This window comes from Actinomadura sp. GTD37 (genome assembly GCF_041951365.1).
Classification (GTDB): Bacteria; Actinomycetota; Actinomycetes; order Streptosporangiales; family Streptosporangiaceae; genus Spirillospora.
In genome coordinates this window covers 132,760-155,822 of record NZ_JBGNUS010000010.1, presented here as the reverse complement: position 1 = coordinate 155,822, position 23,063 = coordinate 132,760, and the positions used below count along the sequence as shown (strand labels likewise).

The window sequence follows — 23,063 nt, the reverse complement described above, 5'->3', positions numbered from 1 at the left end:
GGTTCGGACCCGGTCAGCCGGGTTCGGGCTCCGGGCGCATCGTGGCCGTCCGGAGCCCGGTGAGGGTCAGCGCGAGGGCGAGCGCGAGGACGGCGCTGACCGTCCCGTAGACGACGATGGCGGCGCCCGGCGCGAGATACCGGCCGAGGGCCCCGGCCCCCAGCGATCCGATCGCGCCGCCTCCCGTCTCCTGCGCGGCCCAGAGCGCGTTGACGCGCCCCAGATGCGAGTCGGGCGTATGCGACTGGATCAGCCCGTACCGGAGGATCTCCTCGACCGACTCGACGAACCCGTACACGAACAGGATCCCCACCGCGAGCGCCGGATGGCGGGCCAATCCCAGGCAGGCGAGCGCCGCGAACCCGGTGACGGACGCGACGAGCAGCGCCAGCCCGGGGGCCCGCGCCGTCCCGGCCCAGCCGCTCGTGACGGACGCGAGCACCGCCCCGCACGCCGGCGCCGCGAACAGCAGCCCGACCGTGGCGGCGCCGCCGTCCAGGCTCCGGGTCGCGAACGCGGGCATCAGCACGGGGATGCCGCCCGCGACCATGAACAGCAGCCCGAGGAGCATCAGCGACCCGACGACCCGGTGGGACGCGACGAACCGGAACCCGTCCCCGACGGCCCTCAGCGGGTTCGCCTCGGGCTCCTCCCCGGCGGGCCTGAGGGGCGGCAGGCGCGTCAGCAGCCCGATCGTGCCGATCGTCCCGGCCGCCGCCGCCGCGTAGTTCCAGCCGACGCCGAACGCCGACACGACGAGCCCGCCGAGCGCGGGCGACGCCATCGACCCGAGCCGGACGGTCAGCGCGTTCAGCGCCCCGGCCGCGACCAGCTTGTCCGGCTGCACGAGGGCGGGGGTCGCGGCCAGCAGGGCGGTGACGCTGACGCCGGTCGCCAGCCCGTCCCACGCCGCCAGCACGTACAGCGCGGCGAGCGACGGGGACGGCAGGAACGCGTTCAGCGCCAGCAGCGCGAACCCGGCGCCCGCCACCGCCCGCGCCCGCAGCATGAGCCGCCGCCGGTCGTGCCGGTCGGCGAGCACGCCGCCCCACAGGAACCCGGCGAGCAGCGCGAACCCCTCCGCCGCCGCGACCCCGCCGACCTGCGCGGTCGACCCCGTCAGGTCGTAGACCTGCACGGGGAGGGCGACCGCCAGCATCCCGATCCCGAAGACCGACACGGTCCGGGCGATGAACACGTCGCGGAACGGCCTGCTGTCGCGGAGGGGGCCGATGTCCATCGCGAGCCGCCGGATCGCCAGTCGCCGGAGCATCCTCGGGGTTCTCCTCTGCCGGTCGAATAGTTAAGGTTAGCCTAGCCTTAGTTGATCGTGGAGAAGAGGACGAACCCGTGCAGCGGACGCTGATGAACGGAAAGATCCACCGCGCGACCGTCACCCAGGCGGATCTGCACTACGTGGGCTCCCTGACGATCGACGCGGACCTCATGGCCGCGGCCGACATCGTCGAGGGCGAGCAGGTCCACGTCGTCGACATCACCAACGGCGCCCGCCTCGTCACCTACGCCATCACCGGCGAGGCCGGCACCGGAGTCATCGGCGTCAACGGCGCCGCCGCCCGCCAGGTGCAGCCCGGCGACATGGTCATCGTCATCACCTACGCGCTGGTGGACGACCCGTCCCGGCACGAGCCCCGCGTGGTGCACGTGGACGCTGCCAACCGCATCGTCGCGCTCGGCTCCGACTTGTCGGAGCCCGTCCCGGGCGCTCCGGCCCAGCTGGCCGGGCGGTGACCGCTCGATGAGCACCCGCCCCCTGAGCATGGACGGCTTCACCCCCTGGCCGGACGACCTCGAAGCCCGCTACAAGGCCGCGGGCCACTGGACCGACCGCCTCCTGGGCGACGTCCTGCGCGGCGCCCCCTCCCGGACCGCCCTGATCGCCGGCGCCGACCGCCTCACCTACGCCGAGCTGGACATCCGCGCCGCCCGCATGGCCGCCGGCCTCCTGGACCTCGGCGTCCGGCGCGGCGACCGCGCGGTCGTCCAGCTCCCCAACACCGCGGCCTTCGTCGTCGCGTTCCTCGCCCTCGTCCGCATCGGCGCCGCCCCCGTCCTCGCCCTCCCCGCGCACCGCGAGAGCGAGATCCGCTACCTGTGCGAGCTGTCCGGGGCCCGCGCCTACATCTGCGCCGACCGCGACGGCGACTTCGACTACCGCGCGATGGCCCGCACCCTCCCGGTGGACCACGTGATCGTGGACGGCGACGCGGAGGAGTTCACGGCCCTGGCGTCCGTCGGCGCCGACCCCGTCGAGGCGCCGGCCCCGAGCCCGTCCGACATCGGGGTCTTCCTTCTCTCCGGCGGGACGACGGGCCTGCCGAAGCTCATCCCCCGGACGCACCGCGACTACGTCTACAACCTGGAGGCCAGCGCCGAGGTCTGCGGCTTCACGTCCTCGACCGTCTACCTGGTCGTCCTGCCCGCCGCGCACAACTTCGCCCTCGCCTGCCCGGGGATCCTGGGCGTCTTCGCGACCGGCGGCACGGTCGTCCTGGCCCCCTCCGGCTCGCCGGACGAGGCGTTCCCCCTCATCGAACGCGAACGCGCGACCGTCTGCGCGGTGGTCCCCCCGATCGCCCTCCTCTGGCTGGACGCCGTGACCTGGCAGGACGAGGACATCTCCTCCCTCGAACTCCTCCAGGTGGGCGGCGCCAAGTTCGCCGCCGAACGCGCCGCCGAGGTCCCGGGCGTGCTCGGCTGCCAGGTCCAGCAGGTCTTCGGCATGGCCGAGGGCCTCCTCAACTACACCCGCCTGGACGACCCCGCCCACCTCATCGAGCAGACCCAGGGCCGCCCCCTCTCCCCGTCCGACGAGATACGCGTCGTCGACGAGGACGGCGGGCAGGCGGGCCCCGGCGAAGTCGGCGAACTCCTGACCCGGGGCCCGTACACCCTGCGCGGCTACTACCGCGCCCCGGAGCACAACGCCCGCTCCTTCACCCCGGACGGCTTCTACCGCACGGGCGACCTCGTCCGCCGCCTCCCGTCCGGCCACCTGATCGTCGAAGGCCGCGCGAAGGACCAGATCAACCGAGGCGGCGACAAGATCTCCGCCGAGGAACTGGAGAACCACCTCCTGGCGCACCCCGCCGTCCACGACGCCGCCGTGGTGGGGATCCCCGACGCGATGATGGGCGAGCGGACCTGCGCGTTCCTCATCATCAGAGAAGGCGAGAAGACCCCCGGCCTGCGCGAAATCAAGGAGTTCCTGCGCATCCGAGGCGTGGCCGCCTACAAATTCCCCGACCGCCTGGAGACCGCAGACACCTTCCCCAGGACCCCCGTGGGCAAGGTCAGCAAAAAGGCCCTCGCCGCCCGCGTCCACTGACCGACCCGTTCGGTATCCGGCACTATCCGCCTATCCGCTCCCCGTGAGGTCCGCCGACGCGTCATCGTCCCGCTCGGGCTGCACGACACGGTCGCGCGCCGGAGCCGCGGGCGCGATGATCTCAAGCGCCTCCGACCTCGACCGCTTCCTCGCGCCCGTCGCCCCGTCCGCCGGGCCGTCCGTCAGAGCCAGAGGATGACGTTGAGGGTCGGGACGTGGATGAAGCGGAAGGCGTTCTTCGCCCTCGCGGCGGCATCCGGCTGAGCCGGGGAGACCGCGGTCGTGACGACCAGGTAGCGGTCCTGGCTGCCGTCATCTCCGACCCGGGCCCCTCCTGGAGGATCGATCGGGCCGCCCGGAACGAAACGCAGATCGCCGGCCCGCACATGCCGCTCCGCGTTCTTCGCGGAAACCGCGTCGGGGAATTCGAGGACGTGGCTGCTCACCAGCACGCCGTCCGCGGTCTTGAACGCGATCTCGATCCGGCCCTCGCACCCGGCCTGGTGCAGGGCGCTGCGGGCCACCTCGGTGGTCGCGCCCGCGAGGCAGCCCGCCTCGCCGTCCAGGACCTTGGCCGCCGTGCGCTCGTAGATCTCCGAACGTCCCCCGAAGGCGTTCTCGAAGTGGACATCGTCGTCGTAGAAGGTGTTGACCTCGAACGCCGGCTCCCCGGCCGAGGACGGTTCCGCGGCCAGGAGCGCCAGAGTGGTCGGCGCGACCAGAACGGCCGCCCCGAGAACCCCCAGGACGGAGCCCAGCACGATGCGCCGCCTGCGCTCACGCGCCTCCCAGCGCCGCACGTGCGCGGACGACGCGGAACCGGAAGATCCAAGCACCGCCAGCCCGCCGGTCTCCGCGGCCGCCGGCGCCTGAGCCTGGACGACCACCGTCCTGGCGCGGCGGTCGTGCTGGCATTGCCCCAGCCGCTCGTCCTTCCTGTGCTCCGAAGGGTCGGTGATCAGCGCGAACGACGAGGTCGACTGGGGCACCGTGTACCGCCGGAAGGACCGGCGCCAGCCCGGCGGCCGGATCCCGTCCTCCTCGCGCACCACCCGGATCCCGGCGACCCGCTGCCCGGCAGTGCACCTCCACCGCGCGATCGTCCCCACCCGCAGCAGCACCGGACCGGCCACGCCGAAGAGCAGGGCCGCAACCGTCACCCAGGGGACCGCCGAAGCAGAGGAGGAGCCCTCGGACAGCAGGACGAAGCCGTAGATCGGTGACACGGCCCCCATGACCACCAGGAAGGCCGCAAGGAAGTCGACGGCGCGAGCCGCAACACGCTGCCTCGTACTCGCCAACACGCGCACGACGTCACCATCGCCGGAGACCTGCTGCTCCGCAGGAGTACCTGCGGGGACATACACGGGAGCCGTCATAACGGCATATGCAAGCACAGCGACCCCCTCGCCGGTCCGACGGACGGCGGATCACATCCCGCAAGGCAGGAATCGGCCAGCGCCCCCGCCCGGGCCGACGAGGTCAGTCGCCCCCGAGACCAGATCGCGGAACCACCGACCACCCGCCACACTTCTCATTGGACCAAAACGAACTCACGAACACGCACGGTGCGGGAACGCTGGCCCTGGTGTGACCAGTTCGGTACCAGCCTCCACCAGGTCAGGCAGCGCCAGAGCCATTCCAGGGGGCCGTATCGGGCTCGGCGTAGCCACAGCAGGCTGAAGGCCATTTCGATGGCGAAGACTCCGGCACCGACGGAGAGGGCCATTCTGTAATCGGTTTCGCTCCCGATATGCAGCACGTGATCGGCCGCCAGGATCAGCAGCGTGGCGGCGGCTGGCGCTCTGCCGTCGACGCGCTGGCGGACCGACTCGTCCTACCCGCGGTGGACGACCGCGCCGTGCACGGGCTCAAGTTCTCCGCGGCCCTGCCCCGCCATCTGGCCGAGGCGACCTTGGCTGCCCGTCTCGCCGACCTCGACCACGCCGCGCAGGTGCTCGCCGAGCCGCACCGATTCTCCATGCCGGCCTATTGAGCGGAGCTCCTCTCAGCGTGGGGCATTTGACACCTCGCCGGGCCCCGCCGGTGCTCTTGCCGGCTACCGGACGTCGACGTAGTCGGTGGCCCGGGCCGGGAAGTCGGTCTTGCCCGACTCGGGGGAGGCGTAGGGGTTGAGGTAGTAGGCCATCCAGGTGGCGTCAGCCGGGGTCTTGCACTTCATCTGGAACCAGCCGGTCGAACTGGTCGCGTCGCCGCCGTTGGTGCAGGACGGCGTCCGCCAGTTGCTCTGCCCCTTGAGCCGGTACTGGGCGAAGATCCACTTGTCCTTGACCGGCTGCCAGCCGCTCGACGACGTCCAGCGCGTCAGGCGGCCCTTGACCGTCAGATACTGGCCCTTGCGCGCCGGCTCCGGGGACGCGTTGAAACTCGTGATCGCCGTCGGGTGGTAGACGTAGAACGGGTAGCCCGAGTCGACCTCGGTGTAGGTGGCGTCACCGGCGTAGCTGGTGCGCAGCCATCCCTTCGTCCACGCGGTGGCCCGGATCTTCACCCGACCGCCGGCGTCGGTGTAGGCCGAGCCGACCTGCTTCCAGCCCGTCTTCGGGTAGCCGGAGGTGCCCTTGGGCGCCCACCACAGCGTCACCTTCCGCCCGGGGAGGGTCTCGCCGTGCACCGCCTTCAGCGTCCGCCGGACCTCGAAGGTCTTGCCGCGCAGCGGGTAGACCGGGTTGGTCTCCCGGTCGCCCAGCGCGTGGTCGATGTACAGCCGGCTGATCCAGCCGAGCACGCGCGCCGACGTCTCGACGACCTGCCCGTATCCCGCCACCCGCGCGATGATGTTCCCCGGCCCCGGGTAGAACGTCGCGCTGAACCGGCCGCCGGACTGCACCGTGGCCGTCACCTGGAGTTGCCCGTCCGGGCTGTCGAAATGCACGACCAGGCCCGCCGGTGCCGCCACCCATCCGGTGCCCCGGTCCTGCTGCACCTGCCCGCTCACCGTGACGTCGGCGTCCCAGTTCTCCACCGCCACCGGATCGACCACGATCCGCTGCGGAATCTGCACCTCTTCCGCCTGAACGGGGGACGCGGCCAACGCCGCGGCCAGCATTCCACCGCACGCGACGACGGACACCGCATTCTTCATATCCGGAGACCAACCTCATCTGTCTCGATTATTGCGACGTCCCGCGCGAGCGCCCTGTGCCGTGGGTGGCGGTTCCGGCCGACCGCCAGGGCCGTTACTCCAGGATTCCTGGTGCACCGACACTTTCCGTCAGCGGCCGACGACGGAACGACGGTCCACGCTGATCGGACCACGCGCTTCGACTTCGCAAGATAAAGTCCGCTAAAGATAAGGCGATGATCAATGAGCGGGAAGTCGTCTTGGCGCGCCATTTTTGTGATCTACATCATAGGGCCACAGGACAACCGCACTTCTGTTTCCGCGTCGGTGGTGCCGCGCTCGTGATGACGCGGTGAATCAGAGCCAATCGCCGCCTTTCGCGGGCGTCGCCCGACGGGCGCGCCGTCCGGGCGTCGACTCGGGCCGGCCGGACGAGAGTCCAAGATAGTCACGCTTCTTGACTGTCATGGATCGTTACTATATGTTGGATCCCAGTTGATCCCGCACTCGCGGGATCGGACGAGGAGGCATGTCATGAGCGGCACCGGTTTCGACTACGCCATCACCCGCACGCTGGACGCCCCGGTCGGGAAGGTCTGGGACGCCTGGACCAACGCCGACAACTACGGCAAGTGGGCCAGTGCCGAGGACGTCGCCCTGGACGTCCGCCCCGGCGGCGCCTGGAGTTCGGTCATGGTCATCCCGGGCGGCGCCCGCGTCCCCCTGACCGGCGCCTACACCGAGGTCGTGCCGAACGAGCGCCTGGTCATGGGGATGGACGTCCCCGGCCGCGACGAGCCCGTCCTGATGACCCTCGCCCTGGCGGCCGACGGCGACCGCACCAAGGTCACCCTTTCGCAGACGTTCGACAGCGCCGAGGAGCGCGACCAGTCCGAGCAGGGCAGCAACATGCTCCTGGACGGCCTGACCGCCTTCCTGGGCGCCGCCTGAACCCGCACCTGAACGCCCCCGCGGAGGTCGGGGCCTCACCTCTCCGGCATTGACCGTGCGGCCCTGTGTCGTCTCCGCGACCACAGGTGAACCGTCGGGGACGACCCCGTGCAGCCGGGTCATCAGGCACGACGACGAGGAGGCTGAGCCCGCTGACGACCAGTGCGGCGCGGGGACGCCTCCTGCCGGTGTCCGGGACCTCCCGGTATCCGACGGCGGCGAGTTCCTCCGGGGGCCGCCGCCGCGCCGTGGGGACCAGCAGGTCCCGCACCCGCGTCAGCACCGGGTGTCACGGGGTGACGATGGCGAAGTCGCGGTCGACGTCGTCGAGGAGTCCGAGCAGGAGGGTGAGCGCCTGGCGGTCGCCGTCGGCCTGGACGTCGCCGAGGCTCCGCGTGGCGATCATGCGGAGCAGCTGCGGTTTCGTCAGGGTCAGGGCGAGGTCGGCGGGGGCGCCGTCGTGGGCGCGGGTCTGGGTGAGGACGCCGTTGGCGAGGCTGAGCCTGACTTCTTCCTTGAGGTCGGTGAAGTTCCAGTCGATGGTCAGGCGGGCGTCCCAGGCGCGCGGGCCGTTGACGCGGATGGCGAGGGAGTCGAAGACCTGCTCGACGCTGAGGGCCATGGTGACGTCCGGTGAGGAGCTGTCGAGGACGTTGGCGCGCCTGCCGCCGCGCAGCTCGGCGGCGCCCTGCAGGTAGAAGTTGCGCCAGGTGCCGTTCTCGCTGCCGTGCCCGAGCGCGTCGTAGACCCGGGCGAGCAGTTCGCGGGCCTCGGTGTGGTCCGGATCGGCGAAGACGACGTAATTGAGGACCTGCGCGGCCCATCGCGTCTCCCCGGCTTCGAAGGCGGCCCTGGCCTTGGGGAGGACGCTCTGCGCGCCGCCCATGAATTCGACGTGCTTCTTCGCCGACTCCTCGGGCGGCAGTTCCCACAGATGGGCGGGATTGCCGTCGAACCAGCCCATGTAGCGCTGGTAGACGGCCTTGACGTTGTGGGAGACCGAGCCGTAGTAGCCGCGCGCGTGCCACGCCCGGTCCAGCGCGGGCGGAAGCTCGATCATCTCGGCGATCTCGGCGCCGGTGCGGCCCTGGTTGAGCATCCGCAGCGTCTGGTCGTGCAGGTAGGCGTACAGGTCCCGCTGCTCGGACAGGAAGGCGGTCAGCTCCCGGGTGCCCCAGGTCGGCCAGTGGTGCGAGGCGAACAGCACGTCGGAACGGGCGGCGAACCTCTCGATCGCCTCGGTGAGGTAGCGAGCCCACACGCGCGGGTCGCGGACGAGCGCGCCGCGCAGCGTCAGCACGTTGTGGAGGTTGCGGGTGGCGTTCTCGGCCATGCACAGCGTGCGCCTGTCCGGGAGGAGGAAGTTCATCTCCGCGGGCGCCTCGGTACCCGGCGTGAGCTGGAAGACGAACCGGACGCCGTCGATCACCTCCTCCTGGCCGGTCTCGGTGATGGACAGCGTCGGCTCGATCAGCGAGACGGTGCCGGTGGACGTCGTCGGGCCGAGGCCGGCGCCGATCTGCCCGCCGGCGTCCCTGGGCAGCTCCGCCCCGTACATGAACACGGCCCGCCGGTTCATCGCCGCGCCGGCGTAGACGTTCTCCGCCACGGCGCTCTCCAGGAACCCCGCCGGAGCGATGACGGGGATGTCCGCGCCGTCGGGGACGACCCCTCGGACGCCGCCGAAGTGGTCGGCATGGGAGTGGGTGTGGACGACCGCGCTCACGGGGCGGTCCCCGCGGTGCTCCCGGTAGAGCGCCAGCGCGGCCGCCGCGCACTCGGTGGACAGCAGCGGGTCCACCACGACGACGCCCTCGCGGCCTTCGATGAAGGAGACGTTCGAGAGGTCGAAGCCGCGGACCTGGTAGACGCCGTCGGTCACCTGGAAGAGGCCGTGCTTGGCGGTGAGCTGCGACTGCCGCCACAGGCTCGGGTTCGCCGTCTCCGGGCACGCCGCATCGAGGAACGCGTAGGCGTCCAGGTCCCACACGACCCGGCCGGAGGCGTCCTTGATCTCCGCCTGCGGCGCGGAGCCGAGAAAGCCCCTGTCCGCGTTCTCGAAATCGGTCCGGTCCTCGAACGGCGGCAGAGTGCTCACGGCTTCTCCTCGGATCACGTTCCCCGTCAGGTGCCCGGACACTTCCCTTCTTCCGCCCAGCCCATCGCCACGGGACGGTCAAGAGCTGATGGACGGGCCGCCGCGGGGCCGTTAGCGGAGGACGATGTGGGGGGCGATGCTGGCGAGCTTCTCGCAGGTCTCCTCGTACTCGCGGTCGGGGGTCGAGGCGCTGACGACGCCGGCGCCGGCGCGGAGCCAGGCGCGGCCGCTCTCGCTGTAGAGGGCGCGCAGGACGAGGGCCGAGTCGAGGGCGCCGTCGTGGGAGACGGCCACCACGGCGCCGGAGTACATGCCCCGGCGGTCCTCCAGGCGGGTGATGGCCTCGATCGCGTCGGGCTTCGGGATGCCGGACGCGGTCACGCCGGGGAACAGCGCGTCCAGGGCGTCCCACGGCGAGCGGCCCGGGGCGAGGACGCCGGCGGCGCGGGAGCCCAGGTGCTGGACGCTGCCCCGCTCCTTGACGGTCATGAAGTCGGTGACCTGGACGGTGCCCGGCTCGCAGACGCGGTGCAGCTCCTCCAGCGAGGTGCGGACGGAGACGGCGTGCTCGAAGACCTCCTTCGGGTCGTTCTCCAGCTCGCGGCGGGTGCGGGCGTCGGTCTCGGCGCCGGCCCCGAGCGCGCGGGTGCCCGCGAGCGGCTGGGTCATGACGCGGCCGTCCGGGTCCACGGTGGCGAGGACCTCGGGGCTGAAGCCGGTCGCCTGGAAGCCGCCCAGGTCCAGGAGGAACGAGCGCGCGGGGGTGTTGGCCTCGCGCCCGCGCGCGTAGGTCGCGACGACGTCGACGGGGTGCGGGATGTCCAGGCGGCGGGACACGATGACCTTCTGGTAGCGGCCCGCGCGGATCTCGGCGACGGCCTCGGCGACCTTGGCGCGGTAGGCGTCGCCGCCGACCCGGACGTCGACGGGGGAGGGGGCGCCGGCGGCGGGGGCGGGGCCCGCGAGCAGCCCGGCGACCCGTGCGGCGCCGGGGCCGGTGACGTGGGCGCGGCCGTCCGCGATCCGGACCTCGGTGCGCGGGACGATCAGGTGCGCGAGGCGGCCGGCGGGGCGGGGCGCGGCGAACTCGAACGCGATCCAGCCGTAGGCGTTCCAGGCGGGCATCGGCGCGTCCGCGAACGCGTCCCGGAGCGCGTCGGCCGGACGGCCCGCCCACGGGCGGGCGGACGGGGGAAGCCCCGGCCAGCGGGCGCGGACGGTGCCGCCGTCGAGGACGATCTCGCCGAGCACTCCGCCCGCGAACGTCCAGGAGCCGGGGCGCTCGTACACGACGTAGTCGCCGAACAGGCCGGAACCGGCCAGCCGGGCCATGGCGTCGAGCGGCTCCGCGGCGCATTCGAGGACGACTTCCGCGGGTTCCGCATCAGTGCGCAGACCGATGGACAAGGCAGCCAACTCCCTCTCACGACCGGGAAGATCAAGTTAGGTAAGGCTAACCTTGTGCGCTCACCATAGGCAAGGCTAACCTAACTCGCGATCATGGAGCCGGACGAAAGAGCGGGCGTGCAGACGACGACGGAGCGGCGACGCGAACTGATGCGGCGGATGATGGCCGAGGCCGGGCTCGGTCCCGGCACCGCGGGGATCACCCCCCGCGGCTCGGACGGACCGGCGCCCCTGTCCTCCGCGCAGCAGAGCATGTGGCTGCACCACCGCGCCTTCCCCGACAGTGCCGCCTACAACGTCTGCCTTCTCGTCCGCATGTCGGGGCCCCTCGACACCGGTGCGCTCCGCGAGGCGCTGCGCGGCCTGATCCGGCGCCACGCCGTCCTCCGCACCACCTACGCCGACACCGCCGGGGACGGGGCGGTGCAGGTCGTCACGGCGGACGACTCGCTGGACCTCGCGCCCCTCGCCTGCGCGGACGCCGACGCGCGGGCCGCCGAGCTGGCCGCCGAGCCCTTCGACCTGCGCGGCGAGCGGCCGATCCGGCTGGAGCTGCTCGGGCTCGGCGAGGACGAGCACGCGCTGGTCCTGGTCGTCCACCACATCGCGTGGGACGGGATGACGTGGGGCTCGCTGTCGCGCGACCTGTCCGCCCTCTACCGCGCGGCCGTCACCGGAGAGCCGGACGGGCTGCCGGCGCTGGCCGTCCAGTACGCCGACTACGCGGAGTGGGAGCAGCGGCGGCCCGCCGGCGAGGAGGACCTGGCCTACTGGCGGGGACGCCTCGACCCGCCGCCCGCGCCGCTCGACCTGCCCGCCGACCGCCCGCGCGGCGCCGCCGCGAGCGAGCGGGGCGGGCGGCGGGCGCGGCGCTTCGGCGACGCGGTCACCGAGGGGATGCGGGGGCTCGCCGCCGAGGAGGACCTCACCCCGTTCACGGTGATGCTCGCCGCGTACGCCGTGCTGCTGCACCGCTACACCGGCGCGGACGACGTGGCGGTCGGGTCGGCGGTCATGAACCGGGAGCACGCCGAGGTCGAGCGGCTCGCCGGCAACTTCGGCAACACGCTCGTGCTGCGCACCGACCTGTCGGGCTCGCCGACGTTCCGGGAGGCGCTGCGCCGCACCGGCCGGACGGTCGCCGACGGCTTCGCGCACCAGGCGCTGCCGTACGACCGCCTCGTCCAGGAGCTCCGCCCCGCCCGCGGACGGGGCCGGTCGGCGTTCTTCGACACGATGCTCCTCTTCCTCGCCCAGGAGATCGGCGAACTGGACCTGCCCGGCGTCACCTCGACCTGGACGCACGTCCACAACGGCGCCGCGCATTTCGACCTGTCGCTGGAGGCGTTCGTCCGGCCGCGGGGCATGACGGTGGAGGCCACGTTCCGCCGCGAGCTGTTCGACGACGAGCGCGTCGACGCGCTGCTCGGCCACCTGGAGACGCTGCTCGCCGGCGCGCTGGCCGACCCCGACCGCCCCATCGGCGCCCTCGAGATCATGGGCGCGGACGAGCGCGCCCTGATCGCGGCCGCCAACGCCACCGAGCGCCCGGCGCCCGGCACGAACGTCGTCGCGCTGTTCGCGGAGCAGGCCGCCCGCACCCCCGGCGCGACGGCCGTGCAGGCCGGGGCGGAGCGGCTCACCTACGCCGACCTGGACGAGCGGTCGTCGGCCCTCGCCGCCGACCTGCGGGCCCGCGGCGCGACCGCCGAGAGCGTCGTCGCGCTCGCGCTGCCCCGCACGCCGGACCTCGTCGTCGCGCTGCTCGGCGTCCTCAAGGCGGGCGCCGCGTACCTGCCGCTCGACCTCGACCATCCCGCCGACCGGCTCGCCTACATGCTGGACGACGCCGGCCCGCTGTGCGCGATCGCCGCACCGGAGACCGCGCGGGTCCTGCCGGGCGCGACGAGCGTCCTCGTCCTCGACGGCCCGCCGGAGCCGGCCGCCCGGCCGGCCACGGCGCCGGCCGCCCAGCCCGGCGCGGACCAGCTCGCCTACGTCATCTACACCTCGGGTTCGACCGGGCGCCCCAAGGGCGTGGCGATCCCGCACGGCGCGCTGGCGAACTTCCTCCTCGCGACGCGCGCGCGACTGCGCCTCGGGCCGGGGGACCGGCTGGTCGCGGTGACGACGATCGCGTTCGACATCGCCGCGCTGGAGCTGTTCGTGCCCCTGACCAGCGGCGCGACGGTCGTCCTCGCCGACCGCGCGGACGTCCGCGACCCCGCCGCGCTCGCCGGGCTGCTGGCGGACGCCACGATCGTCCAGGGCACCCCGTCGCTGCTCGGCACGCTCCCGCCGGACGCGCTGAAGGGCCTGCGGGTGCTGGTCGGCGGCGAGGCGCTGCCCGCGGCGCTCGCCGCCTCGCTGGCGGAGACGGCGGCGCTCGCGACCAACATGTACGGGCCGACCGAGGCGACGATCTGGGCGACGTCCGCGGACCTCCCCGCGTCCGGCGTCGGCCGCCCGTTCTGGAACACCCGCGCCCACATCCTCGACGCGCGCCTGCGGCCCGTGCCGCCGGGCGTGCCCGGCGAGCTGTACCTGGCGGGCGCGCAGCTGGCCCGCGGCTACGCCGGCCGCCCCGGCCTCACGGCGGAGCGGTTCGTCGCCGACCCGTCCGGACCGCCCGGCTCCCGCATGTACCGGACGGGCGACCTGGCCCGCCGGGCCCGCGACGGGTCGATCGAGTACCTCGGCCGCACCGACGACCAGGTGAAGATCCGCGGCTTCCGGATCGAGCCGGCCGAGACGCAGGCGGTCCTCGCGGCGCAGGCGGGCGTCGCGCAGGCCGCGGTCGTGGTCCGCGAGGACAGGCCCGGCGAACCCCGGCTCGCCGGCTACTACGTCCCGGCGGGCGGCGCGGACGAGACGGCGATCCGGGACGCCCTCGCCAGGGCCCTGCCCGAGTACATGGTGCCGTCCGCGCTCATCGCCCTGGACGCGCTGCCCCGCACCGTCAACGGCAAGCTCGACCGGGCCGCGCTGCCCGCCCCCGGGGCCGGGGTCTCCGGCCGCGCCCCGCGCGACGCCCGCGAGGCCGCCCTCTGCGCCATCTTCGCCGAGCTGCTCGGCGTCGAGGGCGTCGGCGTCGACGACGACTTCTTCGCGCTCGGCGGGCACTCGCTGCTCGCGACCCGCGTCGCCGCCAGGGCCCGCGCCGAGCTGGGCGGGACGCTGTCCATCGCGGACGTGTTCGAGGCCCGGACCGTCGCCGCGCTCGCGCCGAGGCTGGTGCGGAGCGACCTGGTGCGCGTCCGCGACGTGGAGCGTCCCGAGGTCGTCCCGGCGTCGGCGGCGCAGCGCGGGCTCTGGCTGGAGGAGCGGCTGCGCGGCCCGTCGGCGTCCTACGCGCTCCCGCTGGGCCTCCGCCTCCGCGGCCCGGTGGACGAGGACGCGCTCGACGCCGCGTTCGGCGACGTCGCCGAACGCCACGAGGCGCTGCGCACACTGCTGGTCGAGGGGCCGGACGGCCTCCCCGTCCTGGACGTCCGCGAACCGGACGCCCCCGTCCGCCTCACCGTGGTCGACGCGCGCGGCGAGACCCCGGAACGCCGTGCGGCCATCGAGCGGGACGCCGCCGCGCACGCCTTCGACGTCGGACGCGACCTGCCCGTCCGCGGCACCCTCGTCCGGACGGGCGACGACGACTGGTCGCTGATCCTCCTCCTGCACCACGCCGCCGCCGACGAATGGTCGTTCACGCCGCTGCTGGCCGACCTGGCGCGCGCCTACGCGGACCGCCGGGACGGGCGCGCCCCCGCCTGGGAGCCGCTGCCCGTCCAGTACGCCGACTACGCGGCCTGGCAGCGCGAGGCCGCGCCCGACCCGGCGCCGCAGCTGGGCTTCTGGGCGGAGGCGCTCGCGGGGCTGCCCGCGGAGACGGTCCTCCCGTTCGACCGGCCGCGGCCGCCGGAGGCGAGCCACCGGGGCGGCCTCGTCCCGTTCCGGCTCCCCGCCGCGGGGGTGCGGAAGCTGGCCCGCGACACCGGGACCAGCGTCTTCATGGTGCTGCACGCCGCCGTCGCCGCGCTGCTCCAGCGGTCCGGCGCGGGCGACGACATCGCGCTCGGCTCGCCGATCGCGGGACGCGCCGACGAGGACCTCGCCGGCCTCGTCGGGGTCTTCGTCAACCTCCTCGTCCTGCGCACCGACCTGTCCGGCGACCCGGCGTTCGGCGAGCTGCTCGACCGGGTGCGCGCCGCCGACCTCGCCGCGTTCTCCCGCGCCGACGTCCCGTTCGAGCGGGTCGTGGACAGGCTCGCCCCCGAGCGCTCGCTGGCCCGCAGCCCGCTGTTCCAGGTGATGATCGTCCATCAGCGGCCGGACGACGTGCGGCTCGCGCTGCCGGGCGTCCGCGCCGAGCCGTTCCTCCCCGAGACCGGCGGCGTGAAGTTCGACCTCGACCTCTACTTCGCCGAGGGCGGCGACGAGATCGAGGGGTTCGCCGCGTTCGCCGCCGACCTCTTCGACGCCGCCACGGTCCAGGGGCTCCTGGACGGCCTGGTAGACCTGATCGCCCAGGTCACCGCCGACCCCGGGCGGCGGCTCTCCTCCCTCGGCGCCCCCGTCGAGCACCCCGGCACCGAACGCGAGTTCCCGATCCGCACGGCCGCCGCGCTCATCGAGGCGCAGGCGGCCCGGACCCCCGAGGCGACCGCCGTCGTCTTCGGCGGCGCCGCCCTCGGCTACGCCGAACTCGACCGCCGCGCCGAGGCGCTCGCCGACCGGCTCGCCGCCGCGGGCGCCGGCCCCGAAGAGGTCGTCGCGCTCGCCCTGCCGCGCTCGGACGCGTTCGCCGTCGCGCTGCTCGCCGTGCTCAAGACGGGCGCGGCCTACCTGCCGGTCGACCTGTCGCACCCGCCCGCCCGCGTCGAGGCGACGCTGGACGCGGTCCGGCCGCTGCTCGTCCTCGGCCGCGACGAGCCGCCCCCGGACGCGCCGCGCCGCGCCCGGCCGGACGTCCACCCAGACCACCCGTCCTACGTCGTCTTCACGTCCGGGTCGACCGGGACGCCGAAGGCCGTCGCCGGCACTCAGCGCGCCCTCGCCAACCGCCTCGCCTGGGGCGCGGACCTCGCCGCGCCCGGCGTCCGCGTCGCGAAGTCCTCGCCCGCGTTCATCGACGGCACCACCGAACTGCTCGGCGGCCTCGCCGCCGGCGACACGGTCGTCATCGCCGACGACGCCACCGCGTCCGACGCCGTCGCCCTCGCCGCCTTCATCGAACGGCACGGCGCCCGGCTCGTCACGCTCGTCCCCAGCCTGCTCGCCGCGTTCGCGGAGAACGGGCTGCCGCCGTCCGTCACCACTTGGATCAGCAGCGGGGAGGCGCTGCCTCCCGCGCTCGCCGCCCGGGTCCCGGCCCGGCTGATCAACCTGTACGGGTGCTCGGAGGCCGCCGGCGACAGCCTCATCGCCCTGCCCGGCGAAGGGGCCGGGGGACTGGCGCCGATCGCCAACACCCGCGCGTACGTGCTCGACGCCGCGCTCCGCGAGGTCCCGGTCGGCGAGCTGTACCTGGCGGGCGACGGGCTGGCGCGCGGCTACCTCGGCGACCCGGTCCGCACCGCCGAGCGGTTCGTCGCGAACCCGTTCGGCCCGCCCGGCTCCCGCCTCTACCGGACCGGCGACCGCGTCCGGCGCCGCCCGGACGGGCGGCTCGACTTCCTCGGCCGCACCGACGGGCAGCTCAAGATCCGCGGGTTCCGGATCGAGCCGGGCGAGGTCGAGGCCGCGCTCGCCGCCCTGCCCGGCGTCCGCCGCGCCGCCGTCGCCGCGCACGGCTCCCGCCTCGTCGGCTACGTCGTGGGCGACGCCGACGCCGGGGCCCTGCACGAGTCGCTGCGGGCTTCGCTCCCGGACTACCTCGTCCCCGCCGAGCTGGTCGTCCTGGACGAGCTGCCGCTCACCCCGAACGGCAAGGTCGACCGGCGCGCGCTCCCCGAACCGGGCCGGCCGACCGGGGGGCGGGCGCCCTCGACCGAACCGGAACGCGTCCTCGCCCGGCTGGCCGCGAGCGTCCTCGGACGCGACGCCGTGGGCGCCGACGACGACTTCTTCCGGACGGGCGGCGACAGCATCAGCGCCGCGCTCCTCGTCGCCCGCGCCCGCCGCGCCGGGCTGGGGTTCACCGTCCGCGACGTCTTCCGCCTCCGGACGGTCGAGGCCCTCGCCGGGACGGCCGCGCCCGGCGGATCGGCCGCCGCGGGCCCGGCCCCCGCCCCGGCGGCCGATCCGCCGGGCGAGCTGCCGCTCTCCCCGCTCCAGGAAGGGCTGCTCTTCCACCTGATGCTCGCGGGGGCGGGCCGCGACGTCTACGTCCAGCAGGCCGTGGTGAAGCTGTCCGGGCCGGTCGACCCGGCACGGATGGCGGAGGCGGCCCGCGCCGTCCTGACGAAGTTCCCGAACCTCCGCGCCGGGTTCCGGACGGACGGCGACCGCGCCGTCCAGTTCGTCCCCGACGCGTTCGACGTGCCCTGGACGCACGCCGACGTCTCCCCGGACGGCCTCGAAGCGTTCATCGCCGCCCAGCGCGCCGAGCCGTTCGACCCCGGCGAGCCGCCGCTGATCCGGTTCGCGCTCGCCGGTCTCGGCGGCGGCGACCACCGCCTGATCCTGACGTCCGAGCTGATCCTCCTGGACGGCTGGTCCGGCGGCCTCCTGGTCACCTCGCTGCTCGACTCCTACACCGACGCGGCCGCGGAGGCGGCCCGCCCCGTCCCGCCGTTCCGCGCGTTCCTGGACTGGGTCGCCACCCGCGACAGGGCCGCCGCCGCGGACGCGTGGCGCCGCGCGCTGGACGGCTTCGACGAGCCGGCCCTGCTGCGGCCCGCCCTGGTCGGCGCGCCCGCCGACCCCGCGACCGCCGGTGAGCTGCACCGGCCGCTCCCGCCCGGGCTCGCCGAGCGCCTGGACGCCGTCGCCCGCGACCGGGGCGTCACCCCGGGCACCCTCTTCGAGACCGCGTGGGGCCTCGTCCTGATGGGCCTCACCGGGCGGGACGACGTCGTCTTCGGCGCCTCCGTCTCCGGACGCCATCCGGACGTGGACGGCGTCGAGTCCATGGTCGGCCTGCTGTTCAACACCGTCCCCGTGAGGGTGCGGGCGGGCGCGGCCGACACGGCGGCGGCGGTGCTCGACCGCGTTCAGGCCGCCCGGTCCGAGCTGTTCGACCACGCGTCCGCCGCGCTCGCCGACGTGCAGCGCGCCACCGGGCTCGGCACCCTGTTCGACACGCTGTTCGTCTTCCAGAACTTCCCCGGCATGCCGACCGGCCGCGGCTTCGGGCCGGACGGCGACCTCCGCGTCATCGGCCGCGAGGTCCGCGACGCCACCCACTATCCGATCACCATGGTCGTCGAACCCGGCGCGGGCCTCCGCGTCATGTACCGGGGGGACGCCTTCACCGGCCCCGAGGCCGAACGCGTCGCCGACCGCTACCTCCAGGTCCTCCGGCAGCTCGCCGACGACCCCGAGAGCCCCTGCCACCGCCTCGACCTCCTCCTCCCCGAGGAGCACGACCGGCTGCGCCGCGACTGGGACGGGGCGCGGCATCCCGTCCCCGAGCTGACCGTCGCGGAACTGCTCGCCGAACGCGCGGCGGACCAGCCCGGCGACCTCGCGCTCGTCTCCCTGCCCGGCGTCCGCCTCACCTACGGGGAGCTGAACGCCGAGGTCAACCGCCTCGCCCGCCTCCTGCTCGCGAACGGCGCGGGCCCCGAGAAGGTCGTCGCGCTCGCGCTGCCCCGCTCCGCGCGGACGGTCGCCGCGCTGTTCGCCGTCCTGCGCACCGGCGCCGCCTACCTGCCGCTCGAACTCGACTACCCCGCCGACCGGCTCGACTACATGCTCCGGGACGCCGACCCGGTCTGCCTCCTCTCGCACCGCGACATCGCCGCCGGCCTCGCCTTCGGCGGCACGACCCTCGCGCTGGACGATCCGGAGACCGCCCGCATCCTCTCCGACCTGCCCGGCACCGACCTGACCCCGGACGAACTGGGCCGATTCGCCCCCGGCGTCCCCGGCCGGCTCGACCACCCCGCCTACGTGATCTACACGTCCGGGTCGACGGGACGTCCCAAGGGCGTGGTGACGCCGTACCGGGGCCTCACCAACATGCAGTTCAACCACCGCGCCAACATCTTCGACCCGGTCGTCGCGTCCGCCGGACGCCGCCTCCGGATCGCCCACACCGTCTCCTTCTCCTTCGACATGTCGTGGGAGGAGCTCCTCTGGCTCATCGAGGGCCACGAGGTGCACGTCTGCGACGAGGACCTGCGCCGCGACGCCGAAGCGCTCACCGCCTACCTGCGGCGGCACCGCATCGACGTCATCAACGTGACGCCCACCTACGCCCAGCAGCTCCTCGACGAGGGGCTCCTGGACGGCGAGCACCGGCCGCCGCTCGTCCTCCTCGGCGGCGAGGCCGTCCCGGCCTCCGTCTGGGACCGGCTCGCGCGGGCCGACGGCGTCCTCGGCTACAACCTGTACGGGCCGACCGAGTACACGATCAACACGCTCGGCGGCGGCACCGGGGACAGCGCGACCCCGACCGTCGGCAGGCCGATCTGGAACACCCGCGGCCACGTCCTCGACGGCTGGCTGCGCCCCGTCCCGCCGGGCGCGCCCGGCGAGCTGTACATCGCGGGCGCCGGGCTGGCGCGCGGCTACCTCGGCCGCGCCGACCTGACCGCCGAGCGCTTCGTCGCCGACCCGTTCTCCGGCGGGCGCATGTACCGGACGGGCGACCTGGTCCGCGTCCGCGAGGACGGCAACATCGACTTCCTCGGCCGCACCGACGACCAGGTGAAGATCCGCGGCTACCGCGTCGAACCGGCGGAGATCGAGACCGCGCTCGCCGCCGAGCCCGGCGTCGGGCAGGCCGCGGTCGTCGCCGCCGGCACCGGCGTCCCCGGCGTGCAGCGCCTCGTCGGCTACATCGTCCCGGACGGCTCCCGCGAGGGCGCCGCCGACGAGCAGCTCGCCGAGTGGCGGCAGATCTACGACGCCGAGTACACCGAGGTCGGCACGGTCGTCCACGCCGAGGAGTTCGCCGGCTGGGACAGCAGCTACGACGGCGCCCCCATCCCGCTGGACGACATGCGCGAATGGCGCGAGACGACGGTCGAGCGCATCCAGGCCCTGCGGCCCCGCCGCGTCCTGGAGATAGGCGTAGGCACCGGCCTCCTCCTCACCCGCCTCGCCCCCGGGAGCGAGGAGTACTGGGGCACCGACTTCTCCGAACCCGTCATCGCCAAGCTCCGCCAGGACCTCGGCGCGGATTCGCCCGTCCGGCTGAGCTGCCGGCCGGCCCACGACACCGCCGGCCTGCCCGAGGAGCACTTCGACACGATCGTCATCAACTCGGTCGTCCAGTACTTCCCGGGCGCCGCCTACCTCCAGGACGTCATCGCCAAGGCGATGCGCCTCCTCGTCCCGGGCGGGGCACTGTTCATCGGCGACGTCCGCGACCTGCGCACCGTCCGCTGTCTGCACACCGCGATCCAGCTCGGCCGCGGCGCCGGCGACCTGGACGCCGTCGAACGCGCCGTCCGGATGGAGAAGGAACTCCTCCTCGACCCCGCCTTCTTCACCGCCCTGGCCGGGGACTCCCGCGTGGACGTCCTCACCAAACGCGGCACCCGCCACAACGAACTGACCCGCCACCGCTACGACGCAGTCCTCCGCAAGAGCACCGAACAACCCCCGCACCCCCCGGCCATCGACTGGACGACGCTAGACGGCTTCGTTGACCTGCGGCGTGTCGTTGTTATGGAGGCCCCGATAACAACGACACGCCGCAGGTCGACGGAGGAGGGCGGGCGGTTGCGGGTGCGGGGGATTCCCGACCCGAGGTCGTCGGGCGAGGTCGCCGCGCTGCGCGTGCTGCGCGACGGCGGATCGGCGGACGAGGCGCGGGAGGCGCTCGGCGCCGCCGAAGGGGTCGAGCCGGAGACGCTCTACGCGCTGTTCCCGGGCGTCGTGCTCACCCCGTCGGAGCGGCCCGGGTGCTATGACGCCGTGTTCGGCGGGGGAGCGGCGTGCCTCCCGGCGGAGCCGGGGCGCGCGCCCGCGTCCTATGCGAACGACCCGGTCGCCGCGCGCGACCACGGGGTGCTGGCCGCGCGGGTCCGGGAGGGCCTCAAGGCGCGCCTGCCCGGCTACATGGTGCCGAGCGCGATCATGACGCTGACCGCGCTGCCGCTCACCGTCAACGGCAAGCTCGACCGGCGCGCCCTCCCCGACCCGGGGCAGGACGGCCCGCGCAAGGCCGGCCGCGCCCCGCGGACCCCCGTCGAACGCCTGCTGTGCACGCTGTTCGCCGAGGTGCTGGACGCCCCCGGCGCCGGCGTCGACGACGACTTCTTCGACCTCGGCGGGCACTCCCTGCTCGCGACGCGGCTCGTCGGGAGGGCCCGCGCGGTGCTGGGCGCCGAGCTGGCGATCCGCGACCTGTTCGAGGCGCCGACCGTCGCGGAGCTGGCGGGCCGCCTGCACCGCGGCGCGGACGCGGCGGCCCGGCCGGCGCTGGAGCCGAGGCCGCGGCCCGAGCGCGTCCCGCTGTCGTCCGCGCAGCGCCGCCTGTGGCTGCTCGACCAGCTGCTCCGCGAGGACGACGGGCCGCGCGGCGCGTACCACCTGCCGCTCGCGGTGCGCCTCCGCGGCGACCTCGACCTCGCCGCGCTCGAAGCGGCGATCGGCGACGTCACCGCCCGGCACGAGAGCCTCCGCACGGTCTTCGCCGAGCACGACGGCGTCCCCTACCAGCGGATCCTCGGCCCGGACGAGGCGCGTCCCGTCCTGGAGGTCGCCGCGTGCGCGCCCGAGGACGTCATCGCCAGGCCGTTCGACCTGGCCGAGGACGTCCCGCTGCGGGTCGCGGTCTTCCCGGAGGGCGACCGCGAGCACCTGCTGCTCGCCGTGTTCCACCACATCGCGTTCGACGAATGGTCGTTCGGGCCGTTCGCCCGCGACGTCGCCGAGGCGTACGCGGCGCGGCTCGGCGGGGCGGCCCCGGCGTGGGAGCCGCCGCCCGTCCAGTACGCCGACCACGCGCTCTGGCAGCGCGAGCTGCTCGGCGACCCCCTCGACCCCGGCAGCGTCCACGCCCGGCAGCTCGACCACTGGGCCCGCGCCCTCGCGGACCTCCCCGAGGAGATCCCGCTCCCGGTGGACCGGCCGCGCCCCGGCACCGCCGGGCAGCGCGGCGGGACGCTGGCCGCCGACCTGCCGCCCGGCCTGGCGCCGAGGCTGCGCCGCGTGGCGCGCGACGGGAACGCCAGCATGTTCATGGTCTGCCAGGCCGCCGTGGCCGCGCTGCTGCACCGGACGGGCGCCGGCGACGACGTCCCGCTCGGCGCCCCCGTCGCCGGGCGCACCGAGGAGGCCGCGCGCGACCTCGTCGGCTTCTTCGTCAACACGCTCGTCCTGCGCGCCGACGTGTCCGGCGACCCGGTGTTCGCGGAGCTGCTCGCCCGCGTCCGGGAGGCGGCACTCGCCGGCCTCGCCAACCAGGACCTGCCGTTCGAGGCGGTCGTCGAGGCGCTCCGGCCGCGCCGGGCGCCCGGACGCAACCCGCTGTTCCAGGTGATGGTCGGCTACGAGAACCAGGGCGCGGGGGACGTCCGGTTCCCCGGCCTGGAGCAGCGGGAGGCGCTGTTCGGGCCGGGCGCGGCGAAGTTCGACCTGGACTTCATCTTCCGCGAGGGCCCCGGCGGGCTCCGGCTGATCGTCGACTACTCCGCCGACCTGTTCGACCGGGACACGGCCGCCGCGCTGGCGGACGGGCTGATCCGGCTGCTGGAGGCCGTCGCGGACGATCCGGGCGTGCGGGTCGGCGCACTGCCCGCCGTGCTCACTGCCCGCGCCGTGACACCGGAGGCGGTCCCGGAGGCGGCCCGCCGGGACGACGGGCGGGAGGCCGTGCTCTGCCGGATCTTCGCCGAGGAGCTGGGCGTCCCGGACGTCGGCCCGGACGACGACTTCTTCGACCTCGGCGGCCATTCGCTGCTCGCGATGAAGCTCGTCCGGCGGATCCGGCGGGAGCCCGGATGCGAGGCGCTGAAGATCGCGACGCTGATGGGCGCGCCGACCGTGGCGGGGCTCCTCGCCCGGCTCGGCCCGGTCCGGGCGGGGTGAGGCGGCTCATACCGGCCGGCCCATTGCATGGT

General features: G+C 74.3%; 11 protein-coding genes. 5 read left to right on the top strand and 6 right to left on the bottom strand.

The features are described 5' to 3' along the window. Window positions 1–13 precede the first annotated feature (13 nt). Window positions 14–1,273 (bottom strand): enterobactin transporter EntS, encoded by a 1,260-nt coding sequence (entS, locus tag ACA511_RS35535; protein ID WP_375029100.1) that lies wholly within the window; start codon window positions 1,271–1,273, stop codon window positions 14–16. 77 nt (window positions 1,274–1,350) lie between these two features. On the opposite strand from entS, the gene panD reads away from it, so the two are divergent. Continuing rightward, window positions 1,351–1,752 carry an aspartate 1-decarboxylase gene (gene panD / locus ACA511_RS35530; RefSeq protein WP_375029099.1) on the top strand — a complete coding sequence of 134 codons (402 nt, stop codon included), beginning with the start codon at window positions 1,351–1,353 and terminating at the stop codon, window positions 1,750–1,752. Between the two features lie 7 nt (window positions 1,753–1,759). Then, window positions 1,760–3,349 carry a (2,3-dihydroxybenzoyl)adenylate synthase gene (locus ACA511_RS35525; protein WP_375029098.1) on the top strand — a complete coding sequence of 530 codons (1,590 nt, stop codon included), beginning with the start codon at window positions 1,760–1,762 and terminating at the stop codon, window positions 3,347–3,349. Between the two features lie 182 nt (window positions 3,350–3,531). Here the strand turns inward: ACA511_RS35525 and ACA511_RS35520 are convergent, their stop codons facing one another. Both ACA511_RS35520 and ACA511_RS35515 read right to left on the bottom strand, forming a co-directional pair. Continuing rightward, the gene (locus tag ACA511_RS35520; RefSeq protein ID WP_375029097.1) at window positions 3,532–4,728 is read right to left on the bottom strand and encodes an RDD family protein; all 1,197 of its coding nucleotides are present in this window, start codon (window positions 4,726–4,728) and stop codon (window positions 3,532–3,534) included. A gap of 155 nt (window positions 4,729–4,883) precedes the next feature. Continuing rightward, the gene (locus tag ACA511_RS35515; RefSeq protein WP_375029096.1) at window positions 4,884–5,078 is read right to left on the bottom strand and encodes a DUF418 domain-containing protein; all 195 of its coding nucleotides are present in this window, start codon (window positions 5,076–5,078) and stop codon (window positions 4,884–4,886) included. A 24-nt stretch (window positions 5,079–5,102) separates the two neighbouring features. Here ACA511_RS35515 and ACA511_RS35510 point away from each other — a divergent pair, with 24 nt between their 5' ends. Beyond that, on the top strand, window positions 5,103–5,345 hold the full coding sequence (locus tag ACA511_RS35510) for a hypothetical protein (protein WP_375029095.1): 243 nt from the start codon (window positions 5,103–5,105) through the stop codon (window positions 5,343–5,345). Between the two features lie 63 nt (window positions 5,346–5,408). On the opposite strand, the gene ACA511_RS35505 is transcribed toward ACA511_RS35510, so the two are convergent. Further along, window positions 5,409–6,455 carry a hypothetical protein gene (locus ACA511_RS35505; RefSeq protein ID WP_375029094.1) on the bottom strand — a complete coding sequence of 349 codons (1,047 nt, stop codon included), beginning with the start codon at window positions 6,453–6,455 and terminating at the stop codon, window positions 5,409–5,411. A gap of 513 nt (window positions 6,456–6,968) precedes the next feature. Between ACA511_RS35505 and ACA511_RS35500 the strand changes: the two genes are divergently transcribed. Then, the gene (locus tag ACA511_RS35500) at window positions 6,969–7,385 is read left to right on the top strand and encodes an SRPBCC domain-containing protein (protein WP_375029093.1); all 417 of its coding nucleotides are present in this window, start codon (window positions 6,969–6,971) and stop codon (window positions 7,383–7,385) included. A 289-nt stretch (window positions 7,386–7,674) separates the two neighbouring features. Here ACA511_RS35500 and ACA511_RS35495 read toward each other — a convergent pair whose 3' ends face one another. Together ACA511_RS35495 and ACA511_RS35490 are read right to left on the bottom strand one after the other, a co-directional pair. Next, the gene (locus tag ACA511_RS35495; protein ID WP_375029092.1) at window positions 7,675–9,483 is read right to left on the bottom strand and encodes an alkyl/aryl-sulfatase; all 1,809 of its coding nucleotides are present in this window, start codon (window positions 9,481–9,483) and stop codon (window positions 7,675–7,677) included. A gap of 111 nt (window positions 9,484–9,594) precedes the next feature. Then, the gene (locus tag ACA511_RS35490; protein ID WP_375029091.1) at window positions 9,595–10,890 is read right to left on the bottom strand and encodes a salicylate synthase; all 1,296 of its coding nucleotides are present in this window, start codon (window positions 10,888–10,890) and stop codon (window positions 9,595–9,597) included. 117 nt (window positions 10,891–11,007) lie between these two features. Here ACA511_RS35490 and ACA511_RS35485 point away from each other — a divergent pair, with 117 nt between their 5' ends. Further along, window positions 11,008–23,031, top strand: a complete 12,024-nt coding sequence (locus tag ACA511_RS35485; protein ID WP_375029090.1) for an amino acid adenylation domain-containing protein — start codon at window positions 11,008–11,010, stop codon at window positions 23,029–23,031. Window positions 23,032–23,063: the final 32 nt, after the last annotated feature.